The following is a 13625-nucleotide window of genomic DNA, read 5'->3' on the forward strand; positions in this document are numbered from 1 at the left end:
GCCGTTTCTTTTCGTCTACGCTAAACCAACGACGACCTAACACCGTGTAAATCCACGGCGGCATATAGGAGGATTGCCGCCGTGTCTATCTTTGCCTTTTTTCACAGTGCCCATGACCTACATCAGTTAAAAAAAGCATAGCCCCGCCTCCGGGTTATTCCGGCTATGTATGCGAAATTTGTTGGAACCTTAACTATTATGTCATTTCATGCGTCCGTGTGGCTTCATGCCGCCCGGGCGCTTTTGCGTTCTTATGGGGCTGCTTCGGGTCATGTTGGCCCGAAGTCATTCCCCGGTGCCGCTCCCCGCCGCCTTCGTTTCGGTCACTCGTCAACCAACAACCGAAACGGAGGTCAATATGGCTATTATCAATTTGCGGGACTATTACCCATTCTATACATCGGATTGCTTCATGGAAGTATCGGAAGAAGTTGCAGAAATGTTCAAAGAGTTTGATCGTAAAGAGGCTGCTTATCGGCTGCGTACATACCGCCACAAAGCCTACTATTCCCTTGATCGGGATGACGGGCTGGAACATGAGGCTGTCTTTGTCGCTTTATCTCCCCATGAACTGTATGAGCGGAAAGTGACCATGCAGGAACTTCACGCAGCGATTACCAGTCTGCCAGACAAACAGGCAAAACGGATTTACGCCCATTTCATTCTCGGCATGACCAAACAGGACATTGCCCGGGCAGAGGGCGTCCATGAAAAAGTGGTTCGTGTCGCAATCGAGCGAGGTCTGCGGCACTTAGAAAAAATTTTGAAAAATTCTTTGTAAGGCGTACCGATTTAGGCCGGAAAATGAAATGGCTTATGAGAGGCAAAACACTTCGGGTCACAATGGCCCGAGGTTCAGACAAGCCTCATGCAGATTGAAAATTGAATAAAAAGACACCCGGATACGAAGGGGAACGCGCTGTGTGACAGACCCGCCATGACCTCGGATTTCAAAGAATACAGTCTTTGTAAAACTGAGCGAGCGAACAGGTCCATGCCATAGGTGGGGCAAGGCTGGCTCCACCGGAACAGGCGCAGAACCCGGATACTTGCGTTTAGTCACAGTCCGAGCGTTGAAGCGGTCTTGCAAGCCGTGAGCCGTCGCAGGCAATGAGAACGCCTTGCCATCAGAATGGGGAGAGTTGAAATACTATGGGGCATGAAGCCTATGCCCGTCCGGTGTGTCTGAAATGAAGTGAAAACCTATGGGGAGCCCCCGGCAATGCTGTCTGATGATAGGCCAACCGATCCGGCGCGGCTCCCCATCTTTTCAAAAAAGGAGCACTTTATGGGAAATGCGTTTGGAATGATCCCCGGCTTGGAACCGGACGAATGGAGCAATGGCGCCTGCCGTGGTTATGTCATTATGGCAATGGAGAACTGCGGATTTTCAAAGAAGGATATACGGCGTGTTGTGGGGCAGCTTTATGAAGTATTCGACCTCAACAGCGTGGAGGATGCCAAAGAAAAGTACCTTTCCAGTCCTTACTGACCTCGGGCCACATTGACCCGAAGTGGAGAAAGCTCAAAGGGCGGCACCTGCTGGGTGCCGTCTTTTGACATTTCCCCACGGGACAAGTGGGAAAGGCTGGCATATACACGCACTTTCGCAAAGGAGGTTTTCAATGACGCAAGCTGTCACTTATGAACGAGAAACAAAGTCTGTCGCATTTCAAGGGAAGATCATTGTGCTGGAAAGCCTCACGCCGGTGCTTCCACCGAAGGAGAAAGAACAGCGCAAAAAAGAAATTGAGCGCTGCCTTTTTGAGGTGTTCAGCAAATATGGGGACAGGTTTCCCTAATCATTCGCAACATTGTTGTCCGGGGCTGCTGATGGTATAATATAGTTGTAAGGTTGGTAGCTCCATTCCAACAAGGAAAGGAGCCCAATATGGAATTTATCAGAGAAGATTGTATTTACGCAAGACAGTCAGTAGATCGCAAGGACAGTATCAGCATTGAAAGTCAGATCGACTTTTGCAAGTATGAATTGAAAGGTGGGAGCTGCCGGGTATTCAAGGACAAAGGCTATTCCGGTAAGAACACGGACAGGCCGGAGTTTCAAAAGCTGCTGGGCGAGATCCGCAAGGGAAAGGTTCGGCGGGTCATCGTGTACAAGCTGGACCGTATAAGCCGCTCTATTCTGGACTTTGCAACGATGATGGAGCTGTTTCAAGAGTACGATGTGGAGTTTATATCCTCCACGGAAAAGTTTGATACTTCGACCCCGATGGGCCGGGCCATGCTGAATATCTGCATTGTATTCGCCCAGCTTGAACGTGAAACAATTCAGAAGCGTGTCACAGACGCCTACTATTCACGGTGCCTGAAAGGCTTTCACATGAGCGGACAGGCACCATACGGTTATCAGTTGGAGCCTACTGTGGTAGAGGGTATCCGCACAAAGAAAATGGTTGCCGACCCCGTAGCCGCCGACCATGTTCGGCTGATGTTTGAAATGTACGCTGAACCGGAAACCTCCTTCGGAGATATTACCCGATACTTCGAGGAACATGACATAAAAATTTATGGCAAATCCATGTTCCGTACATTTCTTTCCCAGCTTTTAAGAAACCCCGTTTACGCACAGGCCGATTTGGAGCTGTACGAATTTTTCAAGAGCCAGGGCGCAGCGATTGTCAATGACGCTTCCGACTTTGCCGGAACAAACGGCTGCTATCTCTATCAGGGGCGGGATGTGAAGGAGGACAAGGACAGGTGCTTAAAAGACCAGATACTTGTTATCGCTCCACACGAAGCACTCATTTCCTCTGACACATGGCTTAAATGCCGGAAAAAACTTATGGCAAATACCACCTTCCAGCAGGGACGGAAACCGAAAAATACTTGGTTGGCCGGAAAAATCAAATGCGGGCATTGTGGGTATGCTCTGAAAGCCACCCATGTACCAAACAGCACCGGATATTTCCGCTGTACCAAACGGACGGAAAACAAAGGCTGTCCGGGCTGCGGAAAAATCCGCAAAGAAGAATTTGAGCAATTCATTTTCTCGGCCATGCAGGAAAAGTTCAAAGACTTTCAGATACTCCACGGCAGAGAGGAAAAAGTCAATCCGAAACTGACCGCCTATCAAGTGGAGCTGGCACAGGTGGAGGCAGAAATTGAAAAGCTGCTGGATACGCTAACCGGAGCCAATGCGACCTTGCTTGCCTACGCTAACAAAAAAATTGAAGAACTGGACACCCGACGCCAGACCATTTCAAAGGCAATCGCTGAATTGAGCGTTGAAACCATATCTCCCCAGCAGATAAAGAAGTTATCCTATTATCTCGACAACTGGGACAGCATAGATTTTGACGACAAAAGAAAAGCCGCCGATGGTTTGATCTCTACAATCAAGGCCACCAGCGACCGTGTTCAGATAGAGTGGAAAATCTGATATTTCCGCTCTATCGCCCCTCATTTCTATTTTATCTCGTTTGTACCCCTTGTACACCGATGTTTACTTTATTTTTTGTCAATTTCCTCTTGCAGCACCTCGCTGCATAGGCCAACACACTCATTGCAGATACAGACATCATCCGAAGCAACAATCATCTTCTCAACTTCATTACTGGACTTGCCGCAGAAGCTGCATTTGATTTCTTCAGCTTCAGTGTAAGGCTCGATTCGCTGCTTGCTCAGTTCCCAGTTTACCTGCCTATCGGCAAAGTTGAGTGATGCTATAGCCTTATGAATCCGAACCAGATTCTTGAGGTACTTTCCGACACGGTTCTGTTCGATTTCCGGTAGGCTGTTGTAGTCGGAAAGTAGGTCGTCAGTTGTTTTATACACTGGTGTCATCGTACTGATTCTCCAACTCGATAGTGGCAATAATCTGAATTTTAATATCCCGAAGTTTCTTGATGTGCCTTCCGAGTTCTAACAGGAAGTTTTCATCAACTTCCCAGAAGCGTTCCTTTTGTACTTGGTACTTTAATAATTTATGTAACTCCCGCATAGCAGGCTGAAATTCTTCAAATTCAATATCAGAAATCCTTGTCGGGTCCATCGAAGCATCCGGAACATCTGGAATTTCAAAACCATCGATGGTATCAGGTATAAGCTCTCCGGCTTCAGCCGCTTTTTCGAACAGGACAATTACATCGCGCATGAGAAGGTTGGCAAAATAATGAGTGAGAGCATATTCGTCTACCAAATCATCAGGAGAAAATGCCGCATCAAGCATTGAATCGAGATAAAGTATAATGGGAAGATAGGCGCTAGAACGCCATTCAATTGGCTGAGAAGTGTCGAATTGCTGTGCATCATATTCTCCGGAAACATACTGTGAGATTGCCTCAGCAATAAATTCCTGCCAGAACCAGTACCCATCTTGTTTGAGTTGTGTGATAGTGGTATTGACACCGCGAAGGCGATCACTGAGCGTGACAGCATCAAGAAGATTCGGATTACTATAGCGGCGCAAATCATCTGGTTCAGTGTTTCTAGTATACCAATGCCCAAGTTCGTGCCAGAGAAACCAGTAAAAGGACTGTTTATCGTTATCCGGCAGTAAGTTCTGACGAATCAAGATTGCGCTGTTCTTTTCTCCGTGAATATGGCTGACGCCATCAACGAGGGATTAAAAGAATATGCGACCCTTGCCTCCACCGAAGTCAAGAAGGCAGTCCGCAAATCTGCCAAAACGGTCAAAGACCAGATCTCGGCCAATGCACCGTCCAGGACGGGCGCGTACAAGGGAAGCTGGGTGGCGACCAAACAGTCCGAATCCAGCCAGAGCCTTCAGATGGTGGTGCATTCCAAGAACCGCTACCAGCTGGCACATCTGTTGGAAAAGGGACATGCCAAGCGCGGCGGCGGCCGTGTGGCAGGAAGACCGCATATTGCCCCGGCTGAACAAGCAGGTATCGAGCAGCTCCAGTCCCTCATCGAAAAGGCACTAAAGTGAGGAGAAACCAATGACCCACGAAGAAGTAAAAGCTCTGGTGGAGGAGATGGGGCTTCCTTATGCGTATGACCATTTCGCAGAAGGGGAGAGCCCTGATCCACCGTTTATCTGCTTCCTGTATCCGAAAGCCGAGAATTTCGGTGCGGATAACCTTGTGTATCACCACTTCAACCGGCTGGACATCGAGGTGTACACCGATTACAAAGACCCGGATATGGAAGCAACTATTGAAGAAGTCCTGACTTTGCATGAACTCTATTATGAGAAAAGTGAGGTCTGGATCGAAACCGAAAAGATGTATGAAGTCCTGTATGAGCTGACTGTGTGATGCTCATGCAGGATATTTTTATGGGAGGAACACTATGTCGAAGAAAAGCAATAAGGTCAAATTTGGCCTGAAAAACTGCCATTATGCCAAGGCGACCTTTGACGAAGATGGCAGCGTCACCTACGCAAAGCCGGTCCGCATCCCTGGTGCAGTCAGTCTTTCTATGGATGCCAATGGCGAGATCGAGCCGTTCTATGCGGACAATATCGCCTACTATGTCGTGAATAACAACTCCGGCTATGAGGGGGATCTGGAAATCGCGCTGATTCCGGAGAGCTTCCTCACGGACATCATGCACGAGGAGCTGGATGGCAACGGTGTGCTTGCGGAAAACGCCAATGTGGAACTGGAGCATTTCGCATTCCTGTTCGAGTTTGATGGCGATCAGCGTCACATCCGTCATGTGCCGTACAACTGTGTGGCAAGCCGTCCGTCCATCGAGGGTGAGACCAATGAGGACAGCAAGGAAGTCAAGACGGACACCCTGAACCTGCAGGCAACCCCTCTGGCAAACGGTTATGTCAAGGCAAAGACCGGCACCAACACCACCGATGATGTCTATAACAAATGGTACGATGCGGTCTACGAGCCGCAGGCAGAAGCTGTGGACACCGAAGACACCAGTCACACCGAGGAGCCGCAGGGCTAAGTGACCGACACACACTGCAGGGCTTCGGCTCTGCTTACATTATTATAAAGAGGTATACGATTATGAAGAAGTTTTTTCCTTTGTTCGCAGTGATCATCGTTCTGGTGCTGGCTGTCTGCTCGTTCCACATCATCCCCACCGGTTACACGGGCGTGAAGACCAGCTTCGGTCAGATCCAGAAAACCACCATTCAGAGCGGCAAGCTCAACTTCTGCATGCTTATAACGAAGCCATCCAGCAGAAGTCCATTGCACAGCAGAATGCAGATAAGCAGAAGATCGAGAGTGAAGCCGCCATTGCCAAGGCAGAAGCGGATAAGCAGGTGGCAATCACCAATGCAGAGGCGGAAGCCCAGAAGACTTCCATTGCCGCAGAAGCACAGGCAGAGGCAAACCGCAAACTGGCAGAAAGCCTGTCCGATACGCTGATCGAGTACCAGAAGATCCAGAAGTGGGATGGTAAGCTGCCTACTGTGAGCGGCGGTAATGCACTGGTGAGCATTGACCCGGCAGAGTAAGAAACACGATATACGGCAGGGCTTCGGCTCTGCCAATTTTACATGAAATTTTGGAGGATTACGATTATGGCAGTTACGAAGAAAATCGAGATCGATGGCAAGGAAGTCACTTTTAAGGCAAGTGCCGCCGTGCCGCGCCTGTACCGCATCAAGTTTGGCCGTGACATTTATAAAGACCTGCGCCAGCTGGAAAAGAGCGTGGGGGAGAACGATGAGGACAATTCCAACCTCGACCTGTTCAGTCTGGAGATGTTCGAGGACCTGACATGGCTGATGGCTCGTCATGCGGACCCGGCAAAGGTGCCGGACAGCCCGGAGGAGTTTCTGGACCAGTTCAACACCTTCTCCATCTACCAGATCCTGCCCCAGCTGATCGAACTGTGGGGTCTGAACGTGCAGACGGAGGTGGAATCCAGAAAAAACCTCGAAAAAGTGAGCGGGAAATGACCACCCCGCTCTTTCTGCTGCGCTGTGTACAGCTCGGTATCAGCATCGCCGACCTCGACCTGCTGACCATCGGGTTGGTCAATGATATGTTTACGGAGCGGCAGAACGACGAGTATCCGTATAAGGAACTGGCATCGCAGGAGGACTTTGACCGGTTCTAAGGCGAAAAAACAGACGAACGTGCTTATATCGCAAATGAAATAAGCACGTTCGTCGAGTGAGCGTAAAGAAAAATCCCGCTCAGCCGTTGATGACTGGGCGGGAAAGTCTTTATCGTTTGTATTGAGTCAGTTTCATCCAATTACTTGGAAAGCCAAGCTTATCATACAGTTGCTGCTGCGTGAGTCGGGAGCTTTCTTTTTGATATGTGCGAATGAGGCTAACAAGGCTTTTTTGAATTTCTTAAAGCTATCGTCAGAGAGAAGATAGCGGAAGGCTATAACTAAAGCGAAATAATCTCGTTTTCCCTGAGTGTACTGTGTTCCAGTTTTGGGAATATTGAGTTTGCGATGAAGATTGGTGTCCGGAATATCACGGCGAGAAGAGAAACAATAAAGACACTCATTGTGTGCGCATACGTTTCTGTAAAAGGTTAAACATCTTAAGAACTGTTCCAGTTCCTTTTCGTTTACATGAGGATATTCTTGGGCAACAGCACTTTGCAGGGAGAAGGGCAAAAGCGAATACATTTTAGATATTTGCCCAAAAGTCAATGCATTCACAGCAACCCAAAGCGGAACATTTTGATGTGCATTTCGCTGATGGACGAGATACGAATGATCTGTATCTCGAATGGCTATTTTACTGAGAATATTCGTTAACACTGCGATATCGCGAGCATATTTCGGCTTAGAACGGTAGCTTGCAGTTGATATGTAGTGAGTTTGACTATCCCCGTGATGCTGACAAAAACAATAGGAAATAACCTGACGAATTTTCATTTCTACTTCGCACAGGTATTTAAAAGTAAGTTCTCGGAGTTCTCTGTCAAACTTATAGAGAGCATAGATATCCTCAAAAGTAGTATTAATGTATTTCCGAGTCATGGGGTTCTTAAATGGATATTTATAACCACCAATAAGGGAAAAATAGCCGATGTTAATTAAAGACTCCTTGGTGATGGTTTCATCAGAAATAATGAGTCCCTTTTGATTCTTAAGAATATCTATTTGCTGATCGTATGTTCTAAAGCGATCATTCTGTAATTGATTAGGCATCTCCTTTGCCTCGCATTCGGTAAACTCGTGATAAAAAGAAAAGAGGAGGGCCAACAGGTCCTCCCCCCGGTCTCAGTCCTCGCGAGTATCTGAAACCTGATCACTGAGGCATAGTATAGCAGTTTGCATCTAAAAAGTCAAGACTTTGAAGAGAAAAACCGCAACGTTGCTTCGTGTTTATTATATGCTGAACAATTTGAATTGATACACAGTATTTGCCTGTCTGTTTTACGCAGATGGGCTTTTCTTATGCCCAAAACGAGGAGGTGGTCATCCGCATGGCATCCAGAATCCAGGGCATCACCGTTGAGATCGGCGGCGATACCACGAAGCTCTCCAAAGCACTGGAAAGTGTAAACAAGTCAATCAAGGGGACGCAGTCCGGACTGAAGGATGTCAACAAACTCCTGAAACTGGACCCCTCCAATACAGAACTGGTCGTCCAGAAGCAGAAGATGCTGAAGGATGCCATTGAAGCTACCAAGGAAAAACTGGCAACTCTGAAGACTGCCGCACAGCAGGCCAATGAGCAGCTTGCCAACGGTGAGATCACCCAGCAGCAGTACGATGCCCTCCAGCGTGAGATCGTGGAGACCGAACAGAATCTGCGATCCTTACAGGACCAGGCGGCGACCACGAATGCGACTCTTGCTAAGATCGATGAAGCCGGAGAAAAGCTACAGGACATCGGATCTTCTGTAGAAAATGTCGGTAAGAAGTTCCTGCCGGTGACTGCCGCTGTAACGGGTCTTGGCACTGCCGCAGTGAAGACCGCAGCCGATTTCGATTCCGAAATGAGTAAGGTTTCTGCCATTTCCGGTGCGACAGGGGATGACTTCGACCAGCTTCGTGCAAAAGCCCGTGAAATGGGTGCAAAGACAAAGTTCTCTGCATCCGAGGCGGCCTCGGCGATGGAGTACATGGCCATGGCCGGATGGAAAACGGGGGATATGCTGAATGGTATCGAAGGTATCATGAACCTCGCGGCGGCTTCGGGTGAAGACCTCGCTACGACTTCGGATATTGTCACCGATGCCCTTACCGCTTTCGGTTTGTCTGCGGCGGATTCCGGGCATTTTGCAGATATCCTTGCAGCCGCTTCCTCCAATGCGAACACCAATGTCAGCATGATGGGCGAGACGTTCAAGTACTGTGCGCCTATCGCCGGTGCGCTTGGGTTCTCGGCAGAGGATACCGCAGAAGCCATCGGTCTGATGGCAAACAGTGGTATCAAGGCTTCTCAGGCTGGTACTTCCCTTCGTACCATCATGAACAGCCTTTCCGGTGAAGTGACCTTTGTGGGCAAGAACATCGGTGAGGTCACGATTGCGACCAGCAACGCGGATGGCAGCATGAGAAGCCTGAACGACATCCTTGCGGATTGCCGTGTGGCATTTTCTGGGCTGTCGGAATCTGAGAAGGCCGCCAACGCAGAGGCACTGGTCGGCAAGAATGCCATGTCCGGCTTCCTTGCCCTGATGAATTCCAGCGAGACGGACATCAACAAACTGCGTGGTGCCATTGAAAACTGTGACGGCGCATCCGAGAGCATGGCAGAAACCATGCAGGACAACTTAAATGGTCAGCTCACCATCCTGAAATCTCAGCTGGAGGAGCTGGCTATTTCTTTTGGCGATATCCTGATGCCAACCATCCGCAAGATCGTATCTGCCGTGCAGCAGTTCGTGGACAAGCTCAACAGCATGGATGAAAGTACCAGGGAATGTCCTTCTTCATCTGGCATGGAGAGATGGTTTTGTCCACTACTCGGAGAATCATATTGCGGATTTGCCGAAGCATTACCATTTCTTGAAGCAAATGGTTGATGCGGGTATCGCTAAGATTAGCGTTATGGGCACAATGCACGAGATTGGCTTCTTTGAGGGCAGTATCAATGAAAATACTCCCTGCCATCCCATGAGTCTTTATGGCATTGGTAAGGATGCACTTCGTAATTGTGTAGCGATGATGACTAACGGTAAACACACGAACTGGCAGTGGCTGCGTGGCTATTACATTGTAGGTCATTCTGAGTTTGGCTGCTCTATTTTCTCTAAAATCACGGCAGCAGAAAAAGAAGGCAAAACGGAGTTTCCGTTTACAATGGGGCAGAACCAGTTTGATTTTATTGACTATGATAGGTTCCTTGTCGATGCAAAAATTTATGAACACGAAAAAATGGGAACGGAGTTTAAGCCGACAGGTGCATTAAAATAAAATGTTGCAGTAAATGAAGGGAGGAAAACTATTCTATGGGAATGCAAGTCACTGGAAAGGCTGACTTTATTGCACAGTATCTGGAAAGCGGAGATCTGTATGGCATGATTGTGTCTATCATCAAAACAATGCCGGGTGCACCTGTTATCATGGTAGTTGTGTTGCTGACGATGGTTGCTTTCTATGCGACCTCGTTTGATTCGATTGCTTTGACAGCATCCTGCTATAGCTATCACACACTGGAGGATGGCGAACAACCGAATAAAGGCATTCAGTTGATGTGGTGTGTTCTGCTTATTTTGCTTCCGATTGCTTTGCTGTTTGCAGAAAGTTCCATGAATAATCTTCAATCAGTGAGTATTGTGGCAGCATTCCCGATAGGTGCTGTAATTGTGATGATTGCAGTGAGCTTTATGAAGGATGCTAAAAAATACATGGAAAATTTGGAAAAGTCGGCAAAAGAAAAAAGGGAGAAATAACTGGAGAAATATGTGAGTCGGTAGTATAATTGGATAAAAGACCGTGTGGTTATCCCACACGGTAGCTGCTCGGAAATGCACACCGCTACGAGGTGAGCAGCAGGCAACGGTCTTATGACTGGCTGAGATGTGAAGATGCAACTCTGGATAGGAGGAATAAACCAAATGAGGATAAATAATAAAGAATTTGGAGAATGGACTGCGGACGATCTTCAGGTTCTTCTTAGTAATGATGCCTATCGAGAGAATAATTTTATTGATTATAAGGTAAATTTTGCACCGCTTTTAGATAAGAATAATAAGAAAGAAAAACAAGCTGAATTTAGAAATGATGTTTGTTCCTTTGCGAATGCAGATGGAGGATACATATTTTATGGAATCGGAGAAACTTCTGGAGTAGCCAGTATATTAGCGGGGATTTCGATTCCTAATATTGATCACTTTGAATTGGATCGCCGGAATGAACTACAGGCGATTCGCCCAACTGTGCCGGATGTGACCTTTTCGTTCATTTCATTACAAGATGACAAATATATTGTGGTACTTCATATTCAACGAGGACTGTACAAACCATATATTACAGAAGAACCAGAAGGACAGTTTCATTTCTACATAAGGCATGGGAACAAAAAGCAGGCAATGCTGTCAGAAGATATCAAGAGCTTTAGAAAAGAACGACTGGAAGAACACATTACAGAAATGAAGAAACTATTTGCACTTGTACAGTTGATTCCAGCCACATTTAGAAGTGATTGCGTTCCGATGTATGATCTGTACAGAGAAGGAAAGTTGAATTTCGATGATTTGTTTAATGGCATGATTTATGACCGTGCGGTTCCAAATGTGGATGGCATGGAGCAAACGTCTTTAATATATTTTTTAAACGATACGGGGAATTGAAGAATGATAAATAAAAAAGGTGTGGCATTGGTAATTGCCAATTCTGCGTACATTACGCAGCCTAAATTGAAGTCATGTAAGAAAGACGGAGAGGATATGCGCGGTGCCCTAGAACGGTTGAATTTCGATGTCTTTTTTGCAGAAAATCAAAATAGAGCGGAATTGTTCAATATTATTTCTGAATTTCTTAAGAATGCAGACCTATATTCGACAGTGTTGCTTTATTATACGGGACATGGTGTACAAATAGATGGAGAGAATTATTTTGTTCCTATTGACTGTACATATAATCCAATTAAAGCAATTTTTGTGGCAACGCAACTTGTGGGAATGAGAGTTGTACAAGATTATATGGATGCTCATCCGGAAAAGAACAATATTATGATTTTGGATGCGTGTCGTTCTGAGCCGGGTTTTGCTCGTGATATTGTTGGAACGGGACTGGCAGAAATGAAAGCAGGTAGTGGAACGTTTGTTGCTTTTGCAACAGCTCCCAATAAGACCGCTGGTTGTGCGGCTGATGAAAATGGAAACGGATTCTATACAGAATGCTTATTGCGTCATATCGAGCAGCCGAACATAAAAATAGAAGATATGTTTAAAGAAGTAAGGAAAGATGTAATTGCTCTAACAAAAGGTGCTCAAATACCATGGGAAAATACATCTCTAAAAAATGATTTCTATTTTAATATAATGACAAGAGATCAGATCGATGACTGGATTTATAAAACTGTGAGAAATGCATATTCTGCAGAGACTTTAATTGATTTGAGTATTAAAATCAACTGTAGTATCTCCGATGTTATGAGAATATATAATAGACAAAAAAGTGAAAAACCTGGTGGAATATACTTTAATAGCGATGATGAGTTTGAAAAGTTTATTTTGAGACAGGTGTTGAATTTAGGCTTTACATTTGATGATTATAGATGGAAGTATAAAGGAAATCCGGTAGTAATGGGAGAATTTTATCACACATCAAGTTTTGCATCAAAGAGTTAAGAAATTATACGAGTTGGCAGGAAAGGATAAGGAGACGTAATATGGATCAAGAATTATTCAACCCACAGTCTTCTTCCGTAAGTTCCTCCCGAATCATTTACACGCCATCAACCTTTGCCAGAACATCCTTGCTCCATTTGCAAGAGGTCGGCTCTTTGCAGGCTGTTCACCCACATGTATCCCAGAGAGAGGATTTGGTGTCGTTTCTTTGCTTTATCGTTCTGTCTGGCAAGGGAGAGCTTTCCTATGAGGAGCAAACATATCAGCTGAGTGAGGGAGACTGTGTGTTCATCGATTGTCGAAAGGCTTACAGCCATTCCACATCCAATGATCTCTGGTCGCTCCAATGGTGCCACTTCTACGCACCATCCCTTCCAGCTGTGTATGAGAAATATAAAGAGCGTAGTGGTCGCCCTGTGTTCCACCCAGATGATCTAACACCCTTCACATTACTCCTAACAGACCGCTATAACTTAGCTTCCTCATCTGATTACATCCGGGATATGCGGATCAATGAGAAGCTGGGAAGTCTATTGACTCTCCTAGTGGAACAGTCCTGGCATCCAGAGAGCGTGACGGTGAGCCGGAAGAGAATGGAACTGGCAGCCGTGAAGGAATATCTGGACGAACACTTTACAGAGAAAATTATGCTGGAAGAGTTGGCAGAAAAGTTCTTTATTAACAAGTTCTATCTATCCAAAATCTTCAAAGAGACTTACGGAACAACAGTCAATAACTATCTGATCTCAAAGCGGATCACCAGAGCCAAGCAGCTGCTTCGCTTCACAGATATGACTGTGGATGAAGTTGGTGTTGCGGTCGGCATGGGAGATGCAAACTATTTTAGTCGGATGTTCCGAAAAGTAGAGGGAATCAGTCCAAGAGAATATCGGAAGCAGTGGTGAACACAGGGGAGAACACCCTGTGTTTTCCTAAAAAGCATATAGTTTGAAACGA

General features: G+C 46.5%; 18 protein-coding genes and 1 pseudogene. 16 read left to right on the plus strand and 3 right to left on the minus strand.

Going from position 1 to position 13625, the window contains the following annotated elements; all coding sequences use genetic code 11:
- Positions 1–358: 358 nt before the first annotated feature.
- From AAAU26_RS14115 to AAAU26_RS14130, 4 genes are all read left to right on the plus strand, one after another.
- The gene (locus tag AAAU26_RS14115; RefSeq protein ID WP_172681238.1) at positions 359–781 is read left to right on the plus strand and encodes an RNA polymerase sigma factor; all 423 of its coding nucleotides are present in this window, start codon (positions 359–361) and stop codon (positions 779–781) included.
- Positions 782–1222: 441 nt separating this feature from the next.
- Positions 1223–1492: a hypothetical protein gene (locus AAAU26_RS14120; RefSeq protein WP_015553873.1), complete on the plus strand. Its 270-nt coding sequence runs from the start codon at positions 1223–1225 to the stop codon at positions 1490–1492.
- 133 nt (positions 1493–1625) lie between these two features.
- On the plus strand, positions 1626–1802 hold the full coding sequence (locus AAAU26_RS14125) for a hypothetical protein (protein WP_167541534.1): 177 nt from the start codon (positions 1626–1628) through the stop codon (positions 1800–1802).
- 89 nt (positions 1803–1891) lie between these two features.
- The gene (locus tag AAAU26_RS14130; RefSeq protein WP_055302675.1) at positions 1892–3400 is read left to right on the plus strand and encodes a recombinase family protein; all 1509 of its coding nucleotides are present in this window, start codon (positions 1892–1894) and stop codon (positions 3398–3400) included.
- 68 nt (positions 3401–3468) lie between these two features.
- Here the strand turns inward: AAAU26_RS14130 and AAAU26_RS14135 are convergent, their stop codons facing one another.
- Together AAAU26_RS14135 and AAAU26_RS14140 are read right to left on the minus strand one after the other, a co-directional pair.
- Positions 3469–3804, minus strand: coding sequence for a ClpX C4-type zinc finger protein (locus AAAU26_RS14135; protein ID WP_227618564.1), 336 nt, complete (start codon positions 3802–3804; stop codon positions 3469–3471).
- Positions 3788–4534: a hypothetical protein gene (locus AAAU26_RS14140; RefSeq protein WP_217208850.1), complete on the minus strand. Its 747-nt coding sequence runs from the start codon at positions 4532–4534 to the stop codon at positions 3788–3790. The genes AAAU26_RS14135 and AAAU26_RS14140 overlap by 17 nt, the downstream gene beginning before the upstream one ends.
- A gap of 27 nt (positions 4535–4561) precedes the next feature.
- Between AAAU26_RS14140 and AAAU26_RS14145 the strand changes: the two genes are divergently transcribed.
- The 6 genes from AAAU26_RS14145 (at position 4562) to AAAU26_RS14170 (ending at position 7014) form a co-directional block, all read left to right on the plus strand.
- Positions 4562–4912 (plus strand): HK97 gp10 family phage protein, encoded by a 351-nt coding sequence (locus AAAU26_RS14145; protein ID WP_217208852.1) that lies wholly within the window; start codon positions 4562–4564, stop codon positions 4910–4912.
- Between the two features lie 10 nt (positions 4913–4922).
- Complete coding sequence (locus AAAU26_RS14150) at positions 4923–5240, plus strand: hypothetical protein (RefSeq protein ID WP_217208854.1); 318 nt, start codon at positions 4923–4925, stop codon at positions 5238–5240.
- 34 nt (positions 5241–5274) lie between these two features.
- A complete protein-coding gene (locus tag AAAU26_RS14155) occupies positions 5275–5889 on the plus strand; it encodes a major tail protein (protein WP_217208860.1) in 615 nt (204 codons plus the stop codon).
- Positions 5890–6211: 322 nt separating this feature from the next.
- On the plus strand, positions 6212–6406 hold the full coding sequence (locus tag AAAU26_RS14160) for a hypothetical protein (protein ID WP_217208862.1): 195 nt from the start codon (positions 6212–6214) through the stop codon (positions 6404–6406).
- Between the two features lie 66 nt (positions 6407–6472).
- Complete coding sequence (locus tag AAAU26_RS14165) at positions 6473–6853, plus strand: hypothetical protein (RefSeq protein WP_227618563.1); 381 nt, start codon at positions 6473–6475, stop codon at positions 6851–6853.
- Positions 6850–7014, plus strand: coding sequence for a hypothetical protein (locus AAAU26_RS14170; RefSeq protein WP_173886593.1), 165 nt, complete (start codon positions 6850–6852; stop codon positions 7012–7014). Before AAAU26_RS14165 ends, AAAU26_RS14170 begins: the two co-directional genes overlap by 4 nt.
- A 132-nt stretch (positions 7015–7146) precedes the next feature.
- On the opposite strand, the gene AAAU26_RS14175 is transcribed toward AAAU26_RS14170, so the two are convergent.
- Entirely contained in the window at positions 7147–8070 is a 924-nt protein-coding gene (locus AAAU26_RS14175; protein WP_227618562.1) for an Abi family protein, read from the minus strand.
- 278 nt (positions 8071–8348) lie between these two features.
- Between AAAU26_RS14175 and AAAU26_RS14180 the strand changes: the two are divergent.
- From AAAU26_RS14180 to AAAU26_RS14205, 6 genes and pseudogenes are all read left to right on the plus strand, one after another.
- Positions 8349–9791: pseudogene (locus AAAU26_RS14180) on the plus strand (phage tail tape measure protein); the annotation flags it as partial.
- Between the two features lie 97 nt (positions 9792–9888).
- Positions 9889–10287, plus strand: a complete 399-nt coding sequence (locus AAAU26_RS14185; RefSeq protein ID WP_349181110.1) for an NAD-dependent epimerase/dehydratase family protein — start codon at positions 9889–9891, stop codon at positions 10285–10287.
- A 35-nt stretch (positions 10288–10322) separates the two neighbouring features.
- Positions 10323–10766, plus strand: a complete 444-nt coding sequence (locus tag AAAU26_RS14190) for a BCCT family transporter (protein ID WP_349181108.1) — start codon at positions 10323–10325, stop codon at positions 10764–10766.
- A 165-nt stretch (positions 10767–10931) separates the two neighbouring features.
- Complete coding sequence (locus AAAU26_RS14195) at positions 10932–11666, plus strand: AlbA family DNA-binding domain-containing protein (RefSeq protein ID WP_217208870.1); 735 nt, start codon at positions 10932–10934, stop codon at positions 11664–11666.
- A gap of 3 nt (positions 11667–11669) precedes the next feature.
- Positions 11670–12668, plus strand: a complete 999-nt coding sequence (locus AAAU26_RS14200) for a caspase family protein (RefSeq protein ID WP_158394582.1) — start codon at positions 11670–11672, stop codon at positions 12666–12668.
- 41 nt (positions 12669–12709) lie between these two features.
- Entirely contained in the window at positions 12710–13573 is an 864-nt protein-coding gene (locus AAAU26_RS14205; RefSeq protein WP_227618561.1) for an AraC family transcriptional regulator, read from the plus strand.
- The last annotated feature ends 52 nt before the right edge of the window (positions 13574–13625 follow it).

This window comes from Faecalibacterium longum (assembly GCF_040094125.1).
Taxonomy (GTDB): Bacteria; Bacillota; Clostridia; order Oscillospirales; family Ruminococcaceae; genus Faecalibacterium; species Faecalibacterium longum.

Bases quoted from the DNA above. Each gene is read 5' to 3' on its own strand.
- AAAU26_RS14115 (WP_172681238.1), top strand. From the start codon at position 359: ATGGCTATTATCAATTTGCGGGACTATTACCCATTCTATACATCGGAT.
- AAAU26_RS14120 (WP_015553873.1), top strand. From the start codon at position 1,223: ATGCTGTCTGATGATAGGCCAACCGATCCGGCGCGGCTCCCCATCTTT.
- AAAU26_RS14125 (WP_167541534.1), top strand. From the start codon at position 1,626: ATGACGCAAGCTGTCACTTATGAACGAGAAACAAAGTCTGTCGCATTT.
- AAAU26_RS14130 (WP_055302675.1), top strand. From the start codon at position 1,892: ATGGAATTTATCAGAGAAGATTGTATTTACGCAAGACAGTCAGTAGAT.
- AAAU26_RS14135 (WP_227618564.1), bottom strand. From the start codon at position 3,804: ATGACACCAGTGTATAAAACAACTGACGACCTACTTTCCGACTACAAC.
- AAAU26_RS14145 (WP_217208852.1), top strand. From the start codon at position 4,562: ATGGCTGACGCCATCAACGAGGGATTAAAAGAATATGCGACCCTTGCC.
- AAAU26_RS14150 (WP_217208854.1), top strand. From the start codon at position 4,923: ATGACCCACGAAGAAGTAAAAGCTCTGGTGGAGGAGATGGGGCTTCCT.
- AAAU26_RS14155 (WP_217208860.1), top strand. From the start codon at position 5,275: ATGTCGAAGAAAAGCAATAAGGTCAAATTTGGCCTGAAAAACTGCCAT.
- AAAU26_RS14165 (WP_227618563.1), top strand. From the start codon at position 6,473: ATGGCAGTTACGAAGAAAATCGAGATCGATGGCAAGGAAGTCACTTTT.
- AAAU26_RS14170 (WP_173886593.1), top strand. From the start codon at position 6,850: ATGACCACCCCGCTCTTTCTGCTGCGCTGTGTACAGCTCGGTATCAGC.
- AAAU26_RS14175 (WP_227618562.1), bottom strand. From the start codon at position 8,070: ATGCCTAATCAATTACAGAATGATCGCTTTAGAACATACGATCAGCAA.
- AAAU26_RS14185 (WP_349181110.1), top strand. From the start codon at position 9,889: ATGGTTGATGCGGGTATCGCTAAGATTAGCGTTATGGGCACAATGCAC.
- AAAU26_RS14190 (WP_349181108.1), top strand. From the start codon at position 10,323: ATGGGAATGCAAGTCACTGGAAAGGCTGACTTTATTGCACAGTATCTG.
- AAAU26_RS14195 (WP_217208870.1), top strand. From the start codon at position 10,932: ATGAGGATAAATAATAAAGAATTTGGAGAATGGACTGCGGACGATCTT.
- AAAU26_RS14200 (WP_158394582.1), top strand. From the start codon at position 11,670: ATGATAAATAAAAAAGGTGTGGCATTGGTAATTGCCAATTCTGCGTAC.
- AAAU26_RS14205 (WP_227618561.1), top strand. From the start codon at position 12,710: ATGGATCAAGAATTATTCAACCCACAGTCTTCTTCCGTAAGTTCCTCC.